The 21,527-nt window shown below is 65.9% G+C and carries 22 protein-coding genes; 4 read left to right on the top strand and 18 right to left on the bottom strand.

Annotation, left to right across the window (positions count from 1 at the left end; genetic code table 11):
- Nucleotides 1-435: 435 nt before the first annotated feature.
- Entirely contained in the window at nt 436-639 is a 204-nt protein-coding gene (locus tag DPM12_RS15930) for an exodeoxyribonuclease VII small subunit (RefSeq protein WP_112259317.1), read from the top strand.
- A 62-nt stretch (nt 640-701) separates the two neighbouring features.
- Here the strand turns inward: DPM12_RS15930 and DPM12_RS15925 are convergent, their stop codons facing one another.
- The 11 genes from DPM12_RS15925 to DPM12_RS15875 form a co-directional block, all read right to left on the bottom strand.
- Nucleotides 702-1,232: a DUF4245 domain-containing protein gene (locus DPM12_RS15925; protein WP_112259316.1), complete on the bottom strand. Its 531-nt coding sequence runs from the start codon at nt 1,230-1,232 to the stop codon at nt 702-704.
- A gap of 24 nt (nt 1,233-1,256) precedes the next feature.
- On the bottom strand, nt 1,257-2,327 hold the full coding sequence (locus tag DPM12_RS15920) for an ABC transporter ATP-binding protein (protein WP_112259315.1): 1,071 nt from the start codon (nt 2,325-2,327) through the stop codon (nt 1,257-1,259).
- A complete protein-coding gene (locus DPM12_RS15915) occupies nt 2,324-3,127 on the bottom strand; it encodes an ABC transporter permease (RefSeq protein ID WP_112259314.1) in 804 nt (267 codons plus the stop codon). The genes DPM12_RS15920 and DPM12_RS15915 overlap by 4 nt, the downstream gene beginning before the upstream one ends.
- On the bottom strand, nt 3,124-3,957 hold the full coding sequence (gene modA, locus DPM12_RS15910) for a molybdate ABC transporter substrate-binding protein (protein WP_112259313.1): 834 nt from the start codon (nt 3,955-3,957) through the stop codon (nt 3,124-3,126). Before modA ends, DPM12_RS15915 begins: the two co-directional genes overlap by 4 nt.
- Entirely contained in the window at nt 3,954-4,358 is a 405-nt protein-coding gene (locus DPM12_RS15905) for a TOBE domain-containing protein (protein WP_112259312.1), read from the bottom strand. Before DPM12_RS15905 ends, modA begins: the two co-directional genes overlap by 4 nt.
- Before the next feature lie 105 nt (nt 4,359-4,463).
- On the bottom strand, nt 4,464-5,195 hold the full coding sequence (locus tag DPM12_RS23250; protein WP_123788561.1) for a DUF1707 SHOCT-like domain-containing protein: 732 nt from the start codon (nt 5,193-5,195) through the stop codon (nt 4,464-4,466).
- A complete protein-coding gene (locus tag DPM12_RS15895; RefSeq protein WP_112259311.1) occupies nt 5,192-5,827 on the bottom strand; it encodes a DUF1707 SHOCT-like domain-containing protein in 636 nt (211 codons plus the stop codon). Before DPM12_RS15895 ends, DPM12_RS23250 begins: the two co-directional genes overlap by 4 nt.
- A 72-nt stretch (nt 5,828-5,899) precedes the next feature.
- Entirely contained in the window at nt 5,900-7,099 is a 1,200-nt protein-coding gene (locus DPM12_RS15890; RefSeq protein ID WP_112259310.1) for an ABC transporter ATP-binding protein, read from the bottom strand.
- Between the two features lie 16 nt (nt 7,100-7,115).
- Nucleotides 7,116-7,961: a carbohydrate ABC transporter permease gene (locus DPM12_RS15885; RefSeq protein ID WP_281269661.1), complete on the bottom strand. Its 846-nt coding sequence runs from the start codon at nt 7,959-7,961 to the stop codon at nt 7,116-7,118.
- 1 nt (nt 7,962) lies between these two features.
- Complete coding sequence (locus DPM12_RS15880; RefSeq protein WP_425467604.1) at nt 7,963-8,916, bottom strand: carbohydrate ABC transporter permease; 954 nt, start codon at nt 8,914-8,916, stop codon at nt 7,963-7,965.
- A gap of 2 nt (nt 8,917-8,918) precedes the next feature.
- Nucleotides 8,919-10,205, bottom strand: a complete 1,287-nt coding sequence (locus tag DPM12_RS15875) for an extracellular solute-binding protein (RefSeq protein ID WP_211659043.1) — start codon at nt 10,203-10,205, stop codon at nt 8,919-8,921.
- 133 nt (nt 10,206-10,338) lie between these two features.
- Between DPM12_RS15875 and DPM12_RS15870 the strand changes: the two genes are divergently transcribed.
- Complete coding sequence (locus DPM12_RS15870) at nt 10,339-11,028, top strand: spermidine synthase (protein WP_112259308.1); 690 nt, start codon at nt 10,339-10,341, stop codon at nt 11,026-11,028.
- 13 nt (nt 11,029-11,041) lie between these two features.
- Here the strand turns inward: DPM12_RS15870 and DPM12_RS15865 are convergent, their stop codons facing one another.
- Nucleotides 11,042-11,839, bottom strand: coding sequence for a hypothetical protein (locus DPM12_RS15865; protein ID WP_112259307.1), 798 nt, complete (start codon nt 11,837-11,839; stop codon nt 11,042-11,044).
- Nucleotides 11,840-11,918: 79 nt separating this feature from the next.
- Nucleotides 11,919-12,605 carry a PAQR family membrane homeostasis protein TrhA gene (gene trhA / locus DPM12_RS15860; RefSeq protein ID WP_211659042.1) on the bottom strand — a complete coding sequence of 229 codons (687 nt, stop codon included), beginning with the start codon at nt 12,603-12,605 and terminating at the stop codon, nt 11,919-11,921.
- Between the two features lie 143 nt (nt 12,606-12,748).
- Here trhA and DPM12_RS15855 point away from each other — a divergent pair, with 143 nt between their 5' ends.
- Together DPM12_RS15855 and phoH2 are read left to right on the top strand one after the other, a co-directional pair.
- Entirely contained in the window at nt 12,749-13,516 is a 768-nt protein-coding gene (locus DPM12_RS15855; RefSeq protein ID WP_112259305.1) for an isoprenyl transferase, read from the top strand.
- A gap of 351 nt (nt 13,517-13,867) precedes the next feature.
- Nucleotides 13,868-15,145 carry an RNA 5'-3' helicase PhoH2 gene (gene phoH2, locus DPM12_RS15850; protein ID WP_112259304.1) on the top strand — a complete coding sequence of 426 codons (1,278 nt, stop codon included), beginning with the start codon at nt 13,868-13,870 and terminating at the stop codon, nt 15,143-15,145.
- 31 nt (nt 15,146-15,176) lie between these two features.
- On the opposite strand, the gene DPM12_RS15845 is transcribed toward phoH2, so the two are convergent.
- From DPM12_RS15845 to DPM12_RS15825, 5 genes are all read right to left on the bottom strand, one after another.
- Nucleotides 15,177-16,457 (bottom strand): hypothetical protein, encoded by a 1,281-nt coding sequence (locus DPM12_RS15845; RefSeq protein WP_123788562.1) that lies wholly within the window; start codon nt 16,455-16,457, stop codon nt 15,177-15,179.
- A gap of 2 nt (nt 16,458-16,459) precedes the next feature.
- A complete protein-coding gene (locus DPM12_RS15840; protein ID WP_112259302.1) occupies nt 16,460-17,104 on the bottom strand; it encodes an ABC transporter ATP-binding protein in 645 nt (214 codons plus the stop codon).
- Between the two features lie 88 nt (nt 17,105-17,192).
- Complete coding sequence (locus tag DPM12_RS15835; protein ID WP_112259301.1) at nt 17,193-18,602, bottom strand: class II fumarate hydratase; 1,410 nt, start codon at nt 18,600-18,602, stop codon at nt 17,193-17,195.
- A gap of 148 nt (nt 18,603-18,750) precedes the next feature.
- On the bottom strand, nt 18,751-20,823 hold the full coding sequence (locus DPM12_RS15830) for a thioredoxin domain-containing protein (protein ID WP_112259332.1): 2,073 nt from the start codon (nt 20,821-20,823) through the stop codon (nt 18,751-18,753).
- A gap of 237 nt (nt 20,824-21,060) precedes the next feature.
- Entirely contained in the window at nt 21,061-21,525 is a 465-nt protein-coding gene (locus tag DPM12_RS15825; protein ID WP_112259300.1) for a VOC family protein, read from the bottom strand.
- Nucleotides 21,526-21,527: the final 2 nt, after the last annotated feature.

Here is a 21,527-nt window from a genome sequence, read left to right as displayed (position 1 = left end):
AAGTAAGTCAGCACACTGTTGAGTTCTCAAGAATCGGACACACACAAAGCGCAACCGATGCTGAGCGCATCCGATGATCGTCGTCAAATTCGAAGGGATACTTCGAACTCCACGCCAACAAGACCGCTATCAGGCCTTGGATCCTCGGAATTGCCCTACCCGAGCGTGATGAAACCTCTGAGAACGGGTTCTCGGTAGGCTCCGACGCCCGGGCCTCCATCTATCGCCGCAACCCCAAGCATACATGAGTATGTCTCGACGATACGCCGATCATCCGGATTGATTGCCCCGGGCCGGCCACCGTTCTCGGCGTCCCGCATCCCGCGAGCAGATAGAAACTTACGACCCCCACCCATGCCCCGTCAAGTCGGCGGCTGGTGAACCAGCACACACCAAGACTCCGACGGCTGCGCGGCTGGCTGATAGTTTCGCCTCATGAGCAACGGGGAGCCGACCTACGAGGAGGCACGCGACGAGCTCGTCCAGATCGTGACGAAACTCGAAGCCGGCGGAACGACACTGGAAGAGTCGCTTGCACTGTGGCAACGAGGCGAGGAACTCGCCGCCCTCTGCGAGCGCTACCTCGAAGGTGCACGGTCCAAGCTCGATGCGCTGACGAGTAACGACGACTCCAGCTAGGCGCCTCGGACGGTTCGATCGCACCCACCTCGTGGATCCGCTCTGCTGCTCCCACGCCGGCGTCATTCCAACCAGCCGACGAACTCCTCGAGCGCTTCGTACGAGGCCGTGCCACGGACGATCGTCGCGACGCCGTCGTCGCTCCTTCGCACCAGGGCCCGATCGGGCCGCCGATCACGCTCCTGCCACCGTTGCCACGACTCCCCGTCGATACGGCTGGCACCATCCTCGTCGAACCCGGCCAGCCGCTCCCGCAGGTACGCCTCGATCTCGCCGTCCGACTGTTCGAGGCCGACGAACTCGTCGCCATCGATGAGAAAGCCCAATCGCCACCGGTTTCCACCCGGCCGCGTTTCATGGTCGATGCTGGTGGCACGCCACGTGTCCGGTGTCGACTCCGGTGCGAGCACGTCGTAAGGGTAGTCGTCCTGAATGGTGTCGACGACGCTCTCGTATTCGACAGGATCCGGAACCTGGCTCTCCGGCCGGTTCAGCGCGAAGAACCCGGCTATCAGGCCCAGAAAGCCGAAGAGCAGGATGCAGGTACGGACGACGTCGCTGAGTGTCTCGATACCCCGCTGCTTGCTCGCCATAAACCCATCTTCCTACGTGGCGTACTACGCGGGATACACGGTCACCTCGCTGGCCTTCACAGATGCCCACACGTCACTTCCCGGGCCAAGGCCGAGATCGGCAACGGCGACCGGCGTGACGTCGGCGAGCATGGGAACCGTTCCGTCAATCGTGAGCCGTACCAGGTCTCCGTGTGCCTCGACATCGGTCACCCGGCCGGGCCACACATTGCGAGCCGAACCCACCGGTCGATCCGTACTGATCGTCACCGCATGGGGCGGGAAGGCGACGTACACGGCTCCGCTGACCTCACGCGCGACGGCGACCACGGCGTGCGGGCCGACCTCGACGACAGTCCCCGAGGCCGTACCACGCAGCAGATTGAGCCCGACCAGGCGAGCCACGTACTCCGTGCGGGGGTGGCGCGCCAGCTCCGACGGTGTCCCGTCCTGAACGATCTCGCCGGATTCGAGTACGACGACCCGGGTGGCCAGCAACATCGCCTCGATCGGATCGTGTGTGACCACGATGGTGCAACCAGGGTATGACTCGAGGTGACGCCGCAGCTCCGCGCGTACCTTCGGCCGAGAACCCGCGTCGAGCGCGGCCAGGGGCTCATCGAGCAGCAACAGGCGCGGATCGACGATCAAGGAACGGGCCAGCGCCACCCGCTGCGCCTGGCCACCGGACAGCTCACGGGGCTTGCGCCGTTCGAACCCTTCGAGGCCCATGCGCTCCAGCCACGCGATCGCATGCGATTGTGCGTGTTCGCGTCGCATCCCCCGGGCACGCAGGCCGAACGCGACGTTCTCGACGACGTTCATGTGCGGAAACAGCAGATAGTCCTGGACCACGAACCCGACCCGACGGCGCGCCTTGTCTACGTGGAGCCGTCGGGCGGTGTCATCGAGAAGCACCCCGGCCACGCTGATACGGCCGGTATCCGGACGAAGCACACCTGCGAGTACCTCCAGCAACGTGGATTTGCCTGCCCCGTTCGGTCCGAGCAGGACAATCACTTCTCCGGGTTCAGCCGACAGCTCCACGTTCAAGACGAACTCGTCTCGCCGCACCATCACCGCCGCCGCAAGACCGGGAGGGAGAGGAGCCGTCATGTCGCACGCATCCATCTGCCACGCAGCGCGATCAGGATGGTCACGGAAATGCCGATCATCAGCACACTGAGCACCACCGCCGTATCGATGTCGCCGGCGCCGATGGCCACGTACGCTTCCAGCGGCAACGTTCGGGTGGTGCCCGGGAAACTGCCCGCAAAGGTGATCGTCGCGCCGAACTCACCCAAGGCTCTGGCCCAGCACAACACGGCACCGGCCAGGATTCCCGGAGCAACGGCAGGCAGGGTTACTCGCCGAAAGATCAGCCACGGCGACGCACCGAGCGTCGCCGCGATGTCGTCATAGCGATGATCTGCGGTACGCAGAGCACCTTCCACGGCGACGACGAGGAACGGCATCGCGACGAACGTCTGGGCCAGCACCACGGCTACGGTCGTGAACGGGATGCTCACACCGAAGAGCTGATCCAGCCAGCTACCCACCACACCGCGCCGTCCGAACGCCATGAGCAGCGCCACCCCACCGATCACCGGGGGTAATACCAGTGGAACCGTCACCAGGCCGCGCACCACGGTCAAACCGGGGAGCCTGCTTCTCGCCAGGATCCACGCCAGCGGCACGCCACCCAGCAACGACAGCGCCGTGGCCGCGGTCGCCGTCATCACCGAAAGCCGGAGCGCCGTCACTACGGACTCCGAGATCAGAAGATCGGGAAACCGTGCCCATGGTGCTCGCCAGAGCAATCCGGCCATCGGCAGGAGCAGGAGGCCCAGTCCCACAAGTGCCGGCACCAGGATCACGGGCGGTACGCGCCAGTCGTGCGGGCGGCGATGCGTCATGGTTCCAGGAATCCTGCGTCCTCGAGGACCGTACGGCCGAGTTCTCCCGTGATCTCCTCCATGACGGCCGTAGCCGCTCGACGATTCGGCGCGTCAGCCAGCAGCGCTGCCAGGTATTCGTTGGTTACCTCGCGCGCGCCATCCACCTGGATCATGTGGGCCGCGTCGCCGGCGGCCCAGGCGTCGGAACGGTACACCAGCGCGGCGTCGGCCTCCCCAAGCGTCACGAACGCGAGCGCCTCCTTGACGTCCGTGGCCAGCGTGTCCGCAGCCGGCTGCACATCGTGGTGCGCGAAGAGCGCCTCCGAAGCGCTCCCGCACGGCACCTGCGGTTCGCAGAGAGCGATCCTGAGATCTTCGCGACCGAGATCGGTGAGCCCGGTGACATCGCCGGGATTTCCGGGCGGCACGACGATCACCAGCGTGTTGCGGGCGACAACGGCCGCCTGTCCGTCCACGACTCCGCCGCGGACGGCGACGTCCATCGTCGGGCGGTTGGCGGTGGCGAGGATGTCGGCACGGGCACCGGACAACGCCTGTTCGACCAGACCGGAGCTGGGACCGAACGAGAAGGCGATCTCGAGGTCCGGATACTTCTGGGTGAGCTCCGTGGCCAGCTCCTCGAAGCTCTCGGTCAACGACGCCGCCGCGAGAACGGTCACGGGACCGGCGGGATCGTCGGGCGCCGACCCGGAAGCCGTCTCGGAATCCGCCGACGTGCCTGGGCGGGGCCGTACGCCGTCGTCGCTGGTCCCGGCGCCCAGCCAGGACCAGAGCACGAGAGTCACGAACATACCCACGAGGGCGAGGAGGGACCGGGTTCCCCTCATGCTCGCTCACCAGGTAGGTCGACGACGACGTTGGTGGCTTTGATGGAGGCGATCGCGGCGACCCCCACCTGCATGTCGAGTTCCTCGGCGGCTTCCCGGCTCATCAAAGAGACGACGCGGTGCGGTCCAGCCTGGATTTCCACCTGCGCCATCACGCCGTCCTTGCGGACCGAGGTGACGATCCCCGGAAAGTGATTGCGGGCAGATTCGTACGGTGCGGGCAGCGCGGCTTCCGAGGGGACGAGCTCGCGCGCCACCCGGGCGAGCTCGACGCCGTCGATGGCCATCCGTCCGGAGCCGTCCTGGGTGTAGGTCAGCCGCCCCTTCTCCACCCAGCGGCGCAGCGAATCGTCGCTCACGCCGAGGAGGCGGGCCGCCTCTGCGATCCGAAATTGCGGCACATACTCCACGATAACGCCGCATCTGCGCCATGACTACTGATCTGAGGACGCAGATGCGCGGACAGGACAAGAGATCATCGACGTCCCGAACCGGCTGCGTTCCGGCTAGCGTTTACGCTTCTTGGGCGGCCGGACCGTGATCTCGCCCAGCACGATGAACCCGCTGATCCGGCATACCGGCGCGCCCTGCGTCACCGGCCTGTCCAGCTTCATCTTCCGCTCACCGAGGATGTTGGTAATCGAATCCATGCGAACATCGATACCCTCCGGAACGATCACCGTGACGCTGCCGAGCACCGCTCCCACACGGATCTCCACCTCGGGAGAACGCACGATCGCATCCGTGAAATCGAGCTCGACACTGCCGATCAGCGGCACGACGTCAAGCCGTCGCGGAACCTCCCAGCGACCATCCCGCTTCTCGTCACTGAGAATCGCGTTGATCTGCTCCTTCTGGACCTGATCCGCGGGCTGATGGCCATCCGGCTGCCGTGGCACCGGATCGGCCGGTCGCGGATGCAGGGCGGGCTGGCCCTGCCAGTTCGGTCCCGCTGCTCCAGGTACGTTCGGTCCCGCTGCTCCAGGTATCGGATACGGCCCTTGGGGCAGGTCCCGAGTGATGGGTTGCAGATCACCGTACGTACGGGCCCGGTAAACGGCGTCGAGGCGCTCTTCGAGCTCGGTCAACGTCAAGCGTCCCTCACCCGCCGCCTGCCGTAATGCCTCCGCGACGCGCTCGCGATCCACGTCGGAACAGCGCAGATCGGCAGGGCTCTCCACTCGGGGAACCTCACTTTCCGGGGTCGGCTCCTCACGCTCCGACGGGGTCTCGCTCATGTCGAACTCTCCGGCTTGCGCTGGACAGATACGCCACCGAAGACAGCCGTGCCGGTGACTCGCACCGTCGGCGCTCCGGGCGAACCGGGCTGCTCACCAACTTGATCATCGAATGCGCCGAACACGCCACTGCCGTCGACGACGACGTGAATGTCGTCGGGAACGACGATCACCGCTCCCCCGACAACCGTCTTGATCCGGATCTCGACCTCGGCGGATTCGAACCTCGCCTCCCGAAGATCCAGCTCGGCGCCCCCGCAGACGAGGTTGATCGAGTATGTTTCCGGAACCACCCACTGTCCTCGCCGGCGGATACCGCTGAAGACCGCCTTGGCGCGACGTGTGCTCGGCACGCCCCCGAGCCGATCGGGCGTCTGGTATACGTCATCGGAGGGCGCCGACGACACCACAGGAGGGGCGGGACGATCTCGAAGTCTGGGGATATCTGGAAGGTCTTCAACGACCTGTTCCAGTTCTCCGTATGTCTTCGCACCGTACAGCGCATCGATTCGCTCATCGAGCTCGTTGATACTCAGCCGGCCGTCGGCCGCGGCCTCGCGAAGCCCTTCGGCTAGCCGATCACGGTCTGCATCGGAAGCCCGCAAGGTACGAGGATCTCGGCTGTCGTTCACACTGCGACCCTACAACGGCCCGCGTCCTCCCTGTGGAGGACGCGAACCAGGAGATCATCTACACGGTTCGCTCTACACTGCCGTCGCGCCGGCGGATTCGTCCACGTTCACGTCCCGGGCGGTCATGTTGAAGCCCGACACAGGATCGAAGACATGGACCTGGCGAAGATCCAGCCACAGCGACGCCGTGCTGTTCTCGGCGATCTGACTCGCCGTATCCAGGCCCACCACCAGCTGCGTACGCAACGCCTCACTGTCCAGTTCTCGTTCGAGGTCGGCCAGCTGATCGCGGATGTCGTCCGGAGCCTCGTAAGGAACGTAGGCGTATTGCTCGTTGCCCAGCCACTCGATCACATCGATATTCGCCTCGAACGTGACGCCGTGATCGCGAACCGCGTCGGACACGATCGCGGCATCGTCGAACGACTCCGGGCGGGCACCGAGCAGGACGATGTCCTTGCCGTCGAGCTCTGGGGAGCGCGAATCGGGCAACCGCATCGCACCGAACGGCGTGTTCAGCTCACCTGCCGATACCACGGCCGGGATGAAGTTCATCGGCGGAGAGCCGATGAACCCGGCGACGAAGAGATTGACCGGTTCCCTGTACAGCTCGCGTGGCGAGGCCACCTGCTGCAGGATGCCCTTGCGCAGGACCGCCACCCGATCTCCGAGAGTCATCGCTTCAACTTGGTCGTGGGTGACGTAGACGGTGGTGATTCCGAGCCGCTTCTGCAAACGGGCGATCTCCGTACGCATCTGACCGCGAAGCTTCGCATCGAGATTGGACAGCGGCTCGTCGAAGAGGAAGGCTTGCGCCTGCCGCACGATGGCACGGCCCATGGCTACGCGTTGCCGCTGGCCACCGGAGAGGTTGGCCGGTTTACGCCCCAGGTGCTCGACCAGTTCGAGCAACTCAGCTGCGCCATGTACGCGGCGCTCGATTTCGGCGTCGTCGAGCTTTTGCAGGCGCAGTGGAAAGGCGATGTTCTCGAACACCGTCAGGTGCGGGTACAGCGCGTAGTTCTGAAACACCATGGCGAGATTGCGATCTCGAGGTGCCTTCTCGTTCACGCGGGTGTCCCCGATGAAGAGATCGCCACTGGTGATGTCTTCGAGCCCGACGATCATACGAAGCAGCGTCGACTTTCCACAGCCCGAGGGGCCCACGAGGATCACGAACTCGCCGTCGGCGATGTCCAGGTTGATGTCGTTGACCGCAGGAAAGCCGTCACCGTACTGCTTGACAACGTTTCTCATCGTGATAGCAGCCATGAATTCTCCTCGAAGATCAGCCCTTGACCGCACCCTGGGTCAGGCCAGAGACGATGCGCCGCTGGAACAGCAGAACCAGGACGACGACCGGAATGGTGACGATGACGGCAGCGGCGGCGATGGCACCTGCCGGATCCTCGAACTGTGACGCGCCAGTGAAGAACGCGAGTGCGGCCGGCACCGGCCGGGCCGCCTCCGTCGAGGTGAGAGAGATGCCGTAGACGAAGTCGTTCCATGCGATGAAGAACGAGATGATCGCCGTGGTGAAGACGCCTGGCGTGGCCAGCGGAACGATCACCCTGCGAAATGCCTGCCACGTCGTGGCCCCGTCGACCTGAGCCGCCTGCTCCAGCTCCCACGGAATCTGGCGGAAAAACGCGGACAGCGTCCAGATGGAGATCGGCAAGGTCAAGGACAGGTAGGGAATGATCACGCCCGGCCAGGTGTCGTAGAGGCCGATGTGGCGCCACAGATTGAACAGGGGCGTAACGATCGAGATCACCGGGAAGATGGCTACGGCCAGCGCCGTCGTCAAGATCACCTTCTTGCCCGGGAACTCGAGCCGGGCGATCGCATATGCGCAGAACGTGGACAAGAGGACGGCGAGGAACGTGGCGATCACGGCGATGCCGATGGAATTGCGCAAGGCCGAGAGGAACAGTGTCTGCGCGTCACCCACGAGGATCATCTCGTAGTTGTCCAGTACAGCGTCGGCCGGAAGGAATTGCCGGTTGCCGAGGTCGGCAGCGCTCTTGAACGACAGCGACACGATCCAGGCAACGGGGAACAAGGCATAGATCAAGACCGCGGCGCCCGCGATCCACCAGAGGGCCTTCTGCCGCAACGTTGTCCGCTCGTCCACGTCACGCCTCCCCTCTCGCGCTGGCCAGATTGATCCGGAACAGCTTGATGTAGGCGACGCTGATGAGCACCACACTCAGGAACAGCAACACCGACACTGCGGAACCCAGACCGATCTCCAGCCGGCTGATCGTCTGCCGGTAAGCCAGGAACGACACCACTTCGGTGCCCTGCGCTCCCTGCGTCATGATGAAGACGTTGTCGAAGATGCGGAACGCGTCGAGCGTGCGGAACAGCAGCGCCACCATGATGGCGGCTTTCATGTTCGGGATCGTCACCTTGTAGAGGCGCTGCCACCACGTGGCGCCGTCGACTTTCGCCGCCTCCAGAAGATCATTCGGGATCTGTGCCAGCCCGGCCAGCAGGAGCAGGGAAATGAACGGAGTCGTCTTCCAGATCTCCGAGAGAATGATGACGGCGACGGCCGAACCGAAACTGCCAAACACGTTGGTGTCTTCGGTGATTCCCGGGACCCAGCTCAGCCACGACGTCGCGAATCCGGTGTTGATGTCGAAAGCGTAGAGCCAGGCGAACGCCGAGACGACGGTGATGATCGCGTAGGGGATCAGGATGGCGGTCCGCAGAAGCGGCCGCAGCACCCGCAATGCCCGGTGCATGACCAGCGCGAGCGCGAAACCGAGCACGGCCTCCACCGCTACCGTGATAGCGGTGATCAGCACCGTGACGCCGACCGCACGCCACCACACGCCGTCGGTGAGGATCACCCAGTAGTTCGTGAGCCAGGTGAACTCCCGCGCGTCCGGATCGGTGAGGCGGTACTTGAACAGCGACTCGTAGACGGCCTGGGCGATCGGGTAGGCCGTGACAAGCAACATGACGACGAACGCCGGCGCGGCCAGCCACCAGCCCAGGCGACGTTCGGCTCGTGCGCGCTCGCTCATCCGGCGAGGTGCCGGAGCGCTGCCCGCCGTGCCGGGCCGGGATGTCTCCGTGATGCTCACAGCAGCCGCTCCCCTCGCAACACGTCCAGGATCAGGTTGGTCGCCGTCTCCGGGGACTGGTCCGGCCGCACGGCGGCAGGCGGGTGCCACGTGTTCTGGATACCGGTCGACACCTCGTTGTAATAGGGCGTCTGTGGCCGTGGAGCCGCCACCTCCAGCGATTCCCGGATCACGTCGGCCATCGGGAAGACCTCGCGCACCTCAGGATCGTCGTAGGCGGCGGTGTGTGCGGCGGGATTGCCGTCGTTGACGAAGTAGAAAGCTTGGTTCTCCGGCGCGACAATGCATTGCACGGCGTCCAGCGCCGCATCCTCGTGCTCGGTGAACGCTCCGATGCCGATGTTGATGCCGCCGTACGGGGGCCGCGGCTGCTCGCCCGGCTCCATGGCTGGATACATCGTCCAGCCGATGTCGTCGAGAACGGCCTCGTCCAGCGTGCCTTCCTCGACGGCGTCGATGGTCGCCGCCCAGACGAAGGGCCAGTTGACCATGAACGATCCACGATCGCCCCGGAATTGCATCATGGCGCCCGGCTCGTCCTGGTTAGGCAGCCCGGGCCCGCCGAGTCCTTCCCGGCCGATGGTGCCCACGACCTCGGCCGCCGCCCGGCCGGCCGGAGAGTCGAGACCGAGCTCGACGTCCTCGACCGGCACCTCGGTATCAGTGATGATCTGTCCACCCGCCGACTCGACGAGGGCATTGATCCACACCGTCAGGGCCTCGGCACGAATACCCTGCACACCGATGTACGCGTCGTGCTCACGCGCCGCATCGATGATTTCGTCCCAGGTGACGGGTTCCTGCTGCGGATCCAGCCCGGCTTCTTCGGCTACCGATTTGCGGTACCAGAGAATCTGCGTGTTTGCCCAGAACGGCGCCGCGACCAGTTCGTCCTTCCACGTCGCGCCGTCGATCGCACTCTGCACGACGTCCTCGGTGACCACCCCGGCGACGTCGGAGGGTATCTGGGCGAGAAAGCCTGCCTCGGCGAACTCCGGGATGAACGGCGGATCGAGGCTCATCAAGTCGATGGACGAGTCGTTGGCGGCGAGCCGGCGTGCAAGCTGCTCACGCTGGGCCGAGGCCTCGCGTGGCAACAGCGACGTCTCGATCCGGTACTGGCCGTCCGCCTCCTGTGTACATCGCTCGGCAATCTCGGCTTGACCACCGTCGTCCGGATTGATGTACCAGGTGAGTGTCGGTGCCTCCGCGTCTGCGCCGCAGGCAGCCACGGCCGTGATCACGGCCACCGCCATTCCAGCGGCTACGCCCTTCTGCCCCACAGCGGCCTCCCCATTGAGCGCTCCCTGTGTCGCCCGAGCCGTGTTCGTCGCCACGAACCGGCACGGCGTTGAGGGAACATTACGCCAAGTCAATCCAGTAGCCAAGAGCCTGTATTCACATAGCCTGTCTGGTGTGGACGAATCACCAGAAACCCTTGCCCGTGGCGATGGCGTCGGCGGCGAGATCGTGCTGCGGCGACGCAACACCGGCCCGGGTGAGATACATGAACTCATCGTCAACGGCGCGTTCCTCATGGACACCGCGGAGACATCGACCGAACGCCTGCTCGCCGAGGCCGTGCTCGACCAGCATCCGGCCCCGCGCCGGATCCTCATCGGCGGGCTCGGCCTCGGGTTCACGGTCCGGGCACTGCTCGATGACCCGCGCGTCGAGCACGTCGACGTCGTCGAGCTCGAGCCATTGCTCGTGGAGTGGCTGCGAGCCGGGCTGGTGCCGGGTGCCGACACCACCCTCGCGGATGCCCGCGTCGAGATCCGCATTGCCGACGTGCGAGACGTACTCGCGGAGGCTCTCCCGGACTCCTACGACGCCATCCTGCTCGACGTGGACAACGGGCCAGGTTTCCTCGTCCACGAGTCGAACGCGCACGTCTACGAACCAGCAACGCTGTCCACGGCGGCGCGTGCCCTCGCCGGGGAAGGCATGCTGGCGATCTGGTCGGCCGCGCCGTCGGACGCACTGGCCAGCACGCTGGCCGACACGATCGGCGACGTCGCCGAGCTCGTGCGCACGGTACGGCGCCAGGAACGAGATGTGGAGTACCACGTCTATCTCGCCCGGCATCCAGGACGGCCCGGCTAGGGCAGCGGCCCCGTCACCGCCGGCCCTGCGACTCGAGGCTCGACTCACTCGGCGGCCAGGAACGCTCCTGGGCAGGATCGACACTCGCGTCATACACCGCGCGTTCTCCGAGCGGCTCGTCGAGCTCGAGCTCGACAGAGAAGCTCGGATTTCCAGGACATTCCGCGCCTTCCTGTACCGGTTCGACGAGGATCACCACCGAAACGGTGTCGTCATCGTCGAGAATCACGGGCTCCACGGCTCTGTCATCTGGCGCTTGTCCGTTCGCGCAGTCCACTTCCCACGCCCGGAGCGAGACCGTCGACGACGCAGCGTCCGGCTCGGTGCCCGGATCCAGGACGAATCGCGCGTGCCCCCACCCTGGCGCATCCACCTCGAGGCCGCACTGCCCCCAGGAACGGGGGACCCAGCCGCTGTCCGCTCGCTCCAATGTCGCGTAGGCATGGTTCGGCCCATCCGGTGGTGCGTCGTGCGCCGTTCCGAAGAGCTCCAGCTCGTCGTCGCTCTCGGACGCGATCGACCAGTCGTGGACCTCGAACAACTCGCGTTCACCCTCGATCGACGCGAGATCGATCTCGCTCGTGCGTTCACCGAGTGCCGGCAGCGACGAGGTGTCGGCCGGGATGTCGCCGAACTCGACGGGTCCGCACGAGACGACGAGATCGCTCGCCGCGGGTCCGGTCAGGCCGGGACCGCCGTCGTCGACGGCATCATCGGTGACGACGGTCGACGAATCGTCGTCACCGCATGCTGCCAGCAGCGCCAACGACGTCGCACCGAGTGCGGCAAGGAATGACCGGCGAACACTCATGCTGGTGTGACGTATCGCACCACACCACGGTTCCTCCGACACGCCCCGTACCCATCGCAGCCGTAGGGCGATCAAATGATCAGGTCGTGGCCACGGACCCGATACTGAACGCGGCGAGCCAGATCCCGACGTGGTGGCTGGCGAAGCCGGCCACCGTGAACGCGTGGAATATCTCGTGGAAGCCGAACCACCGGGGCCACGGATTCGGCTTCTTGAGGCCGTAGATCAACGCGCCCGCCGTATACATCAATCCACCGACGATGATCAACGTGACCACTGCCGCGCCACCGTGTGACGCGAACTGCGGCAGCCAGAACACCGCCGCCCAGCCGAGTACGACGTAGATGGGGATGTAGAGCCACCGGGGTGCGCCGAGCCAGAACACCCGGAATCCCACCCCGAGCAGGGCACCGATCCAGACCAGCGTCAGCAGGATACGCGCCTGCTCGGTCGGCAACACGAGCAAGGTGAACGGCGTATACGTGCCGGCGATGATGAGGAAGATGTTCGCGTGGTCCAGCCTCCGCAACGTCGCTCGTACCCGCGGCGACCACCGCCCCCGATGGTAGGCAGCACTGATACCGAACAACATCGCGGCGGTGAGAGTGTAGACGGCGGCGCTGATCCGCACCGCCGTCGACGGCGCCAGCACCACCAGCATCAACCCCGCCACAACCGCGACGGGAAAGGTGGCGACATGCAGCCAGCCCCGCAGCCTCGGCCGGACCGCCGACAATGCATCGCGTAGCTGCGTGTCGGTCGACATGGTGCCACGGTAAACCATAGCCGGGGCCCGAGCGTCCCATCTGTCCGGAACGTCAGGACGGATCATGGTCGAGAGCGGCCATGGGGGTAGTCTTCGGTCGGTGAGAGGGCACCCGGCAGCCGCTCGACCTGTCAGGAGGGTACGTGGGCACGAGACTGTTGCACGTCGTCTATCGACTATACGAACGTCGCCTGCGACACCAGCTCGAGTCGGCGCGGCTACCCGGACACGTTGCCGTCATGCTCGACGGAAATCGCCGGTGGGCCCGCGCGTTCGGGGCTCCGACGGCCAGCGGCCATCAAGCCGGCGCCGAACGGGCGCAGGAGTTCCTGCGGTGGTGTGACGAACTCGATATCCGCGTCGTCACCCTTTTCCTGCTGTCCACCGACAACCTCCGGCGTTCCGAGGACGAGCTCGTCCCGCTGCTCGGGATCATCGAGAACCTGATCCAGGACCTCGCGGCCGCCGCCCGCTGGCGCGTGCATCCGGTCGGTGCTCTCGACTTGCTTCCCGACCGGACCGCAACCGTGTTGAAGGAGGCCGCGGATGCCACGCGTGAGATCGACGGCATGCACATCAACGTCGCCGTCGGCTACGGGGGGCGCCAGGAGATCGCCGACGCCGTCCGCGCCCTGCTGCTCGAACAGGCCGACCGGGGCGGCTCGCTGGAGGAACTGGCCGGCACGGTGACGGCCGAGGACATCGCGCGGCACCTGTACACGAAGGGCCAGCCGGATCCGGACCTGGTCATCCGCGCGAGTGGTGAACAACGCCAATCGGGCTTCTTGCTCTGGCAGAGCGCCAATTCCGAGTACTACTTCTGCGAAGCACTGTGGCCCGACTTCCGGCTCGTCGACTTCCTGCGCGCCTTGCGTTCGTATGCCGAGCGGGAGCGCCGGTTCGGCCGGTAATCACGACGCAACGAGCCACCTCAACGTATCCCGGAGCACACGAGACCGTCACGTCTTGTTCACTCCGTCATCCGGGCGTGTCCGGGCGTGTGAAAGGCACCACGCTGTACATTAGGGGGTAGCGGCCGGTCGGGAAGCCGGTCGTCCGGGAGGCCCGTCCAACGTGCTGACACTACGGCGCGAAGGGAGGGCCGGCACCCGGCCCTTCGGGCCCGGTCCCGGCCCTCACAGCGAGAAGGGACGCCTGAGAGGGGTGCACTCAGGCGCGCGAGGGAGACGGACGTGACCGCTTCCAGCACTCAGACTCAAGGGCATCTCCCGACCCCCGATCCGGCAGACCGCACGACGTACGTGCTCGACACCAGCGTGCTCCTGGCAGATCCATTCGCTCCGCTGCGCTTCGCCGAGCACGAAGTGGTTCTGCCGATCGTCGTCATCACCGAACTCGAAGGTAAACGGCACCACTCCGAGCTGGGCTACTTCGCCCGCAGTGCCCTGCGGCTGCTCGACGATCTGCGGATCGAGCACAGCCGCCTCGACGATGCCGTGCCCGTCGGCGACGCCGGCGGAACGGTGCGCGTCGAGCTCAATCACAGCGATCCGGAAGTGTTGCCGCCCGGCTTCCGTCTCGGTGACAACGATTCCCGCATCCTCGCGGTTGCCTTGAGCCTCTCCCGCGACGGACGTTCCGTCGTGCTGGTCTCCAAGGATCTTCCGATGCGGGTCAAGGCCTCAGCAGTGGGACTGACGGCAGACGAGTACCGTGCCGAAACGGTCGTCGAGTCCGGCTGGACCGGCATGGCCGAACTCGAAGTGCCCAGCTCGCTCGTCAACCCGCTCTACCAGGATGGCAACGCCGATATCGAGGAGGCACGCGAGCTGCCCTGCCACACGGGTCTCGTGCTGCACAGCGAGCGGGGAAGCGCACTTGGCCGGGTCGCGCCGGACAAGTCGGTCCGGCTGGTTCGCGGTGACCGTGAGGTCTTCGGACTTCATGGCCGCTCCGCCGAGCAACGCATCGCGCTCGATCTCCTGCTCGACGAGGAGATCGGAATCGTGTCGCTCGGTGGACGGGCCGGTACCGGCAAGTCCGCCCTCGCACTGTGTGCGGGCCTGGAAGCCGTCCTCGAACGGGGACAGTACAAGAAGGTCACGGTCTTCCGCCCGCTGTACGCCGTCGGCGGGCAAGATCTCGGCTACCTGCCGGGCAGCGAGTCCGAGAAGATGAGCCCGTGGGCCCAGGCCGTCTACGATACCCTCGGAGCGTTGACCACACCGGATGTCGTCGACGAGCTCCTCGCACGCGACATGTTCGAGGTGCTGCCGCTCACCCACATTCGGGGCAGGTCGTTGCACGACTCCTTCGTCATCGTCGACGAGGCACAGTCACTGGAGCGCAACGTCCTTCTGACCGTGCTCTCCCGGGTGGGCAGCAACTCCCGTGTCGTCCTCACACACGACGTCGGCCAGCGGGACAATCTCCGGGTCGGACGCTACGACGGCATCGTGGCGGTCGTGGAGAAGCTCAAGGGACACCCGCTGTTCGCCCACATCACGCTGTCGCGTTCCGAGCGTTCCCCGATCGCCGCCCTGGTGACCGAGATGCTTGAGCAGAACGCAATGCAGTAGCCCGTCGGGGAATCAACCTGGTAATCGCGGGCTACGTCAGCCAGCTCACGAGAACGAGGCTGAGCAGCACGACATCCGGGCCAGCTATGGCCTTGTTGACCGCTTGGAGCGAGACGGCTCCCATCGGCGTGGACGCGACCGTGACGCTCGTTCCCGCGTCGGGTGCCGCATGGCGCCGCATGATGATGCCGACCGGCAGAACGACGAGAACCAGCGTCACGAGCGGTGACAATGAAAAACCGAGCATCATGACCATGGCAATCGCCAGGCAGACCGCCAGGCTCGGAACGACGAGCGCAATCGAGGTTCCGATTCCGCTGACGGCCCAGGTTCGTGGCAAGGCCCTCGAAGCGAGCCACGTCTCGGCACTCCGAGACGTCGAGAGCGTGACGAAGAACTCCAGGAATACGCCAACGAGCATGGCCGGCACGAGGCCGAGGATCTCGTGGACGGCAAAGATCAACGGCAGCGCCAGGGCAATGCCGATCGCGACAGCCGGAAAGCTGCGGATGAGCACCGCGATTGCCAGGTTGACCGGCCATGAGGCTCGGTACACCGATTCCGGAAGCAGTCTCCGGATCACCTTTGCGTCACGCTGCCGCACGATTCGGACGATCTCGCCGTCCATCAGCGTGACTCCGGCCCCCACGGACCACCTGTTTCTGGCACCGCGCTGGAGTTGCCACCGAGGTGTCAGCTCGGACCTGACGCCGGTTGACAACAGCGTCCTCGGCCGTGCCGCGGCCACGCTCACCATCAGGCCACACCCGATGATCGCAGCGACCAGAGCGTTCCACGCCACGCCCGTCGCGATGACAACACCGACCGCGCCGAGCGTGATCGGCACGAGCCGTGCGATCCCGTCGAGGTCACGACGTTGGACGTAAATGGTGACCATCACCAGGAGCACGAGCACAGTCCAGGTCACGAGCGACGGAACGACAGACGATGATCCGATGGCAGCCGACGCCAGGCCGGCCAATACGGCGATGACGGCGGCAAGAAGTGCACCGACCACGAGGACCTTGACGGCCTCGCGCCGCAGCCACCTGGACGGGTGCCGGCGCCACGCCAGCCATTGCAATCGACCGGCCGACACCGCCAGTGGCCCGGCAAAATACCAACCTCCGGACCATAGCCCCAGCACGAAGAACAGCAGGGACGCTGAGACCCATCCCGGCGGATGTCCTCGTCTCTCGGCCTCGGCGAGAATGTCCGGCACCGCACTGTTTCCCACCGCGTACAAAAGCATGGCGGCAAGAGCGACCGCGAGGGCCAGCTCGTACAGGCTTCCCCACGATCGCGACTTCATGCTCAGCCCGGCGCCGCCATGGTGATGACCGGACACCCCAGCCGCTCGACGAGCACCGACGAGTGACTCGACAGCACTATGCAGCGCCTCGGTTCCGCCGCTTGCTCTAGCTCGCGAACAAGCGTTTCGAACCCTTCGCTGTCGAGATGGTTTTCTGGTTCGTCGAGCAAAAGGACATGCCAGGGTCGCACGTGAACCGTCGCGAGTGCGGCGCGCTGACGCTGACCAGAGCTCAACGACTCGGGCATCCGGTCCCGTATTCCAGCAACACCGAACGACTCCAGCGCACGGTGCACCGCATCCGCATCACGCTCGGGCGACATCAGCATCATATGGTCGGCGACGGTGAGATCTGGAAGCCAGGTGAAATCGTCGAGAACACCGTAGACCGATCTCCAGTGAGATGCCGACGACGGATCAGAAACCTCACCAACAATCGTGATCGATCCCGCGTCCAGAGGCATGGCCCCAGCGAGACATTCGAGCAACGTCGACTTCCCCGCGCCATTCGGACCAACCAGCGCCACCAGACCGCCACCGCTGACCTCCAGGTGGAAGTTCTCGAAGACCAGCGTGTCGCGGAATGTCTTGCGAAGACCGACAGCCCGCAACACGGCCTGACCGCGTTCGCCCTCGCGCCCCGTCACCCTCGCGCCTCACTTGATCGAGTGCGAGTACGGGTTTCTATCGCCGCCCGCACTGGCACTCGATCACGATTGACCAACAAACGGCTGTTCAGGGGTACGTCATGCGCAGCACGTCGAGGGCCTCGTCGAGCTGGGCCTCGGTGAGCTTGCCCTGCTCGATGTAGCCGCGTTCGACCACCACCTCGCGGATCGTCTTGCGCTCGGCGAGGGACTGCTTGGCCACCTTGGCCGCCTCCTCGTAGCCGATATACCGGTTGAGCGGGGTCACCACCGACGGCGACGACTCCGCGTACTCGCGGCAGCGTTCCTCGTTGGCCGCCAGCCCGGCCACGCAGCGGTCGGCGAAAAGCCGGCTGATGTTGGTCAGCAGCCGGATGGACTCCAGCAGGTTGCGCGCGATCACGGGCAGCATGACGTTCAGCTCGAAATTGCCGGACGAGCCGGCGAAGGTGACGGCCGAGTCGTTGCCCACCACCTGCGCGCACACCATGCACAGCGCCTCGGGGATCACCGGGTTGACCTTGCCCGGCATGATGGACGAGCCCGGTTGCAGATCCGGGAGGGCGAGCTCGGCGAGACCGGTACGTGGCCCCGACCCCATCCAGCGGACGTCGTTCGAGATCTTGGTGAGCGACACCGCGACGGTGCGCAACTGGCCAGAAAGCTCGACCAGGCCGTCCCGGGCGCCTTGCGCTTCGAAATGGTTCCGCGCCTCGGTGAACGGGAGGCCGGAGTCCGCAGCGAGCCTGCTGATCACCTCCGAGGCGAAACTGGGCGGGGTGTTGATCCCCGTTCCCACGGCCGTCCCGCCCAGGGGAAGCTCGGCGACGCGCGGCAGCGTCGCCTCCAGCCGCTCGATGCCGTTGGCCACCTGGGCGGCGTAGCCTCCGAACTCCTGGCCGAGCGTGACCGGAGTGGCATCCATGAGGTGGGTGCGTCCGCTCTTGACGACGGAGGCGAACTCGTCGGCCTTGGCCGCGAGCGCCCCGTGCAGGTGCCGCAGCGCGGGAAGGAGATCACGCACGACGGCTCGGGTGGCGGCCACGTGGATGGCCGACGGGAAGACGTCGTTGCTGGATTGGGACGCGTTGACATGATCGTTCGGGTGGACCGGCGCGCCGAGACGCTCCGTTGCGAGCGTCGCGAGCACCTCGTTGGTGTTCATGTTGCTCGACGTGCCAGAGCCGGTCTGGAAGACGTCGATGGGGAACTCGTCGTCGTACTGTCCGCCGGCGACGTCGTTGGCGGCGTCGTGGATCGCCGTGGCGATATCCGGATCGAGCGCACCGAGCTCGGCGTTGACACTCGCCGCCACCCCCTTGATCGACGCCAGGGCATGCACCAGCGACGTTTCGATGCGGGTGCCGGATACCGGGAAGTTCTCCACGGCCCGCTGGGTCTGCGCGCGGTACTTGGCCGCCGCCGGCACCCGCACCTCGCCCATCGTGTCGTGCTCGATGCGGTATCCGTTCTCGGTGGTGTTCGTGACGTCACTCATCGCTTGCGCTCGTCTCCTCGATCATGGCGTCGTCGCCGTCGACTCGTACGTGTGCGGGCCAGCCCACCGCTGCCAGCAACGGCATGCGGGCACGCTGCCGACTCCATCATCCCGCGCGGCTCGCGCGTATCGACCTGAGGGTCGCCGGTCAGCTGGTCGACATCTGGCTGGCCAGCTCGCCGGGATCGTTGGTGGGACGCAGGCACGTGAATTGCCGGCAGACGTAGGCGGCCGGCGCGTCATCGACGAGCGGGCGATCGCGTAGCAGCGGCACGGCCGCCGCCTCCACTTCGTTCGTGTCGCCGACGGTCACCGCCGCTCCCGGGGACGGGTGCCGCAGCGCCGCGTGGTGCAGTACGCGGGTGCGATCATCCGCCGGGTCACCGACCACGGCAACCTCGATCGGCCCGGCGTGCCACGCTTCGGCGACGGACATTCCCCAGCCGGCGAACCGCGGCGCTTGCGCGGCCAGCGCGTCGTACACGCCCAGTGCCGCCTCCGCCGCCTCGCGGTGTCGTGCCGAACCGGTGTAGGCGGAGAACGTCAGCAGGGCGCCAGCCGCCGCCGACCACCCCGACGGCACGGCGTTGTCGGTCGGGTCCTGGGGGCGGCGGACACCGGCCAACCGGACATCGGTGGCGTCGTCGGCGGTGTCGAAGAAACCGCCGGCGCCGTCGGCGAACCGGGTGAGGACCACCTCGAGCAGCTGCTCGGACAGCGCCAGCCATGCCGGCTCGCCAGTGACGGCGAGAAGGGTCAGGAAGCCCTCGGCCACGTCACCGTAGTCGTCGAGCACGCCGTCGGCCGCACCGGCCGTGCCGTCGCGGGAGACCCGCCGCATCCGCCCGCGGTCGTCGAGATGCAGCCGGACCAGCACGTCAGCGCAGTCGACGGCGGCCTCGATCCACGACGGCTCGTCGAGCAACGCTCCAGCCTCGGCCAGGGCGGCAACGGCCAGGCCGTTCCACGCCGACACGATCTTGTCGTCGCGTTCTGGCTGCGGCCGCTTCTCGCGAGCTGCATGCAGCTCGCGCCGCACACGCGCCCAGCGTTCCCAGTCGTCGGGGTCGGCCGCTAACTGCAGGGTCGACGCGCCACGCTCGAACGTCCCGCTCTCCGTCACCCCGAACAGTTCCATCGCCCAGGCGGCATCGTCGGCGTCGAGCACCTGAGACATTTGAGCCGGGGTCCAGACGTAGGCGGCGCCCTCGGCGGGGTGACCATCCTCCGGGTCCGGCGAGTCGGCGTCGAGGGCGCTCGCGAACGCACCTTCCGGGGTGCGCAGGTCGCGAATCATGAACTCGGCCGTCTCCCGCACGACGCGCCCGGCGAGCTCCGATCCCGTGGCCCGCCACAGGTGTGTATAGGCCCGGAGGAGGAGGGCGTTGTCGTACAGCATCTTCTCGAAGTGCGGAACCACCCACGCATGGTCGACGCTGTATCGCGCGAATCCGCCGCCGAGCTGATCGTAGATGCCGCCGCGAGCCATGCGCTCGCCCGTCACCTGGGCCATCGACAGCGCATTCTCGTCACCGGTGCGTGCGTGGTGGCGTAGCAGGAATTCCAGGACCATGGACGGTGGAAACTTGGGAGCCGAACCGAAGCCGCCGTGCTCGTGATCGAATGTCGACGCCAGCCGCTGCACGCCCATCGCGAGACGCTCCGCGGACGGTGCCACTCCGGCGGCCTCGATGCGCGGGCCGGCGAGCCGGGAGGCGATCTCCTGAGCGGCATCGTCGACCTCGCCCCGCCGGTCCTGCCAGGCCCCGGCCACGGCCTCCAGCACCTGCCGGAACGACGGCATCCCGTGATACGGCTGTGGCGGGTAGTACGTGCCGGCATAGAACGGCTTTCCGTCAGGCGTGAGAAACACCGTCATCGGCCAGCCACCATGGCCGGTGAGCGCTTGCACCGCTTCCATGTAGACGGCGTCGACGTCGGGGCGTTCCTCGCGGTCGACCTTCACCGAGACGAAATTCTCGTTCATGTACGCGGCGACGGCTTCGTCCTCGAACGATTCGTGCGCCATCACGTGGCACCAATGACATGCCGCATATCCGACACTCAGAAGGACGGGGACATCTCGCCGTTCGGCTTCGGCGAATGCCTCGTCACCCCATTCCCACCAATCGACCGGATTATCCCGGTGCTGGAGTAAATAGGGACTCGATGCGTGGCTGAGGCGATTCACCCAAATCCTTCTTCGCGTGTCGGCGGGCATGTCGAACGGCATGGTCAATCCCTACCAGCCCACGCTACCCGCCGTACCTCGTTCCCCCGAATACCGTCCGCCTGACCCCCGAGCAGCAAACGATCTCCTATATGGGGTGACCCTAGGCCGGTGATCAAAAATTGACGTCGATACCCGGACGCGCCGCCAAACGCGAAATTCGCGACAACGGCGCGTCGGGTATCGACGTCAATTCTGGCGGCCGGAACCCAGCCGAGTTTCGACGGATCAGCCGGTCCCGGCATCACCGAAAGCCTGAGACATCGCCTCCTGGTCGAAGGCGGTCTCGTTGACCTCGTTGAGGCTGTACCAGTTTCCCGAAACGTCACGGAAGACCGCCTCAACTCCATAGGGACGCGTCGTGGGTTCTTGCAGGAACTCCACACCACGAGCCGAGTATTCGGCATACGTCTTGGCACAGTCGTCGGTGTTCCACGCCCCACCACTGAGCACACCCTTGGCCATCAGCGTCCGCAACATCGTGGCCGTCTCGTCGTCGTGCATCGGTGGTCCGGGAACGGTGAGCGCGAACTGGAACGTGGGCTGTGCCGGTGGCCCGACAGTCAGCCAGCGAAAACCGTCGTCCAGCTCCACGTCATGGCGGACCTCGAATCCGAGCTTGTCGACGAAGAACGCCTTCGCCTCGTCATAATCGTGCACATACACGCTCGCGACACCGAGCTTTGTGATCATTT

Source organism: Phytoactinopolyspora halophila (genome assembly GCF_003287285.1).
GTDB lineage: Bacteria > Actinomycetota > Actinomycetes > Jiangellales > Jiangellaceae > Phytoactinopolyspora_A > Phytoactinopolyspora_A halophila.
Note: the sequence above shows the minus strand (reverse complement) of the source record. Positions and strands in the feature narration are given on the sequence as shown.

Excerpts from the sequence above, each read along its gene's own strand:
- DPM12_RS15930 (WP_112259317.1), top strand. The coding sequence starts at position 436 with ATGAGCAACGGGGAGCCGACCTACGAGGAGGCACGCGACGAGCTCGTC.
- DPM12_RS15925 (WP_112259316.1), bottom strand. The coding sequence starts at position 1,232 with ATGGCGAGCAAGCAGCGGGGTATCGAGACACTCAGCGACGTCGTCCGT.
- DPM12_RS15920 (WP_112259315.1), bottom strand. The coding sequence starts at position 2,327 with ATGACGGCTCCTCTCCCTCCCGGTCTTGCGGCGGCGGTGATGGTGCGG.
- DPM12_RS15915 (WP_112259314.1), bottom strand. The coding sequence starts at position 3,127 with ATGACGCATCGCCGCCCGCACGACTGGCGCGTACCGCCCGTGATCCTG.
- modA (WP_112259313.1), bottom strand. The coding sequence starts at position 3,957 with ATGAGGGGAACCCGGTCCCTCCTCGCCCTCGTGGGTATGTTCGTGACT.
- DPM12_RS23250 (WP_123788561.1), bottom strand. The coding sequence starts at position 5,195 with ATGAGCGAGACCCCGTCGGAGCGTGAGGAGCCGACCCCGGAAAGTGAG.
- DPM12_RS15890 (WP_112259310.1), bottom strand. The coding sequence starts at position 7,099 with ATGGCTGCTATCACGATGAGAAACGTTGTCAAGCAGTACGGTGACGGC.
- DPM12_RS15865 (WP_112259307.1), bottom strand. The coding sequence starts at position 11,839 with ATGAGTGTTCGCCGGTCATTCCTTGCCGCACTCGGTGCGACGTCGTTG.
- trhA (WP_211659042.1), bottom strand. The coding sequence starts at position 12,605 with ATGTCGACCGACACGCAGCTACGCGATGCATTGTCGGCGGTCCGGCCG.
- DPM12_RS15845 (WP_123788562.1), bottom strand. The coding sequence starts at position 16,457 with ATGAAGTCGCGATCGTGGGGAAGCCTGTACGAGCTGGCCCTCGCGGTC.
- DPM12_RS15835 (WP_112259301.1), bottom strand. The coding sequence starts at position 18,602 with ATGAGTGACGTCACGAACACCACCGAGAACGGATACCGCATCGAGCAC.
- DPM12_RS15830 (WP_112259332.1), bottom strand. The coding sequence starts at position 20,823 with ATGCCCGCCGACACGCGAAGAAGGATTTGGGTGAATCGCCTCAGCCAC.
- DPM12_RS15825 (WP_112259300.1), bottom strand. The coding sequence starts at position 21,525 with ATGATCACAAAGCTCGGTGTCGCGAGCGTGTATGTGCACGATTATGAC.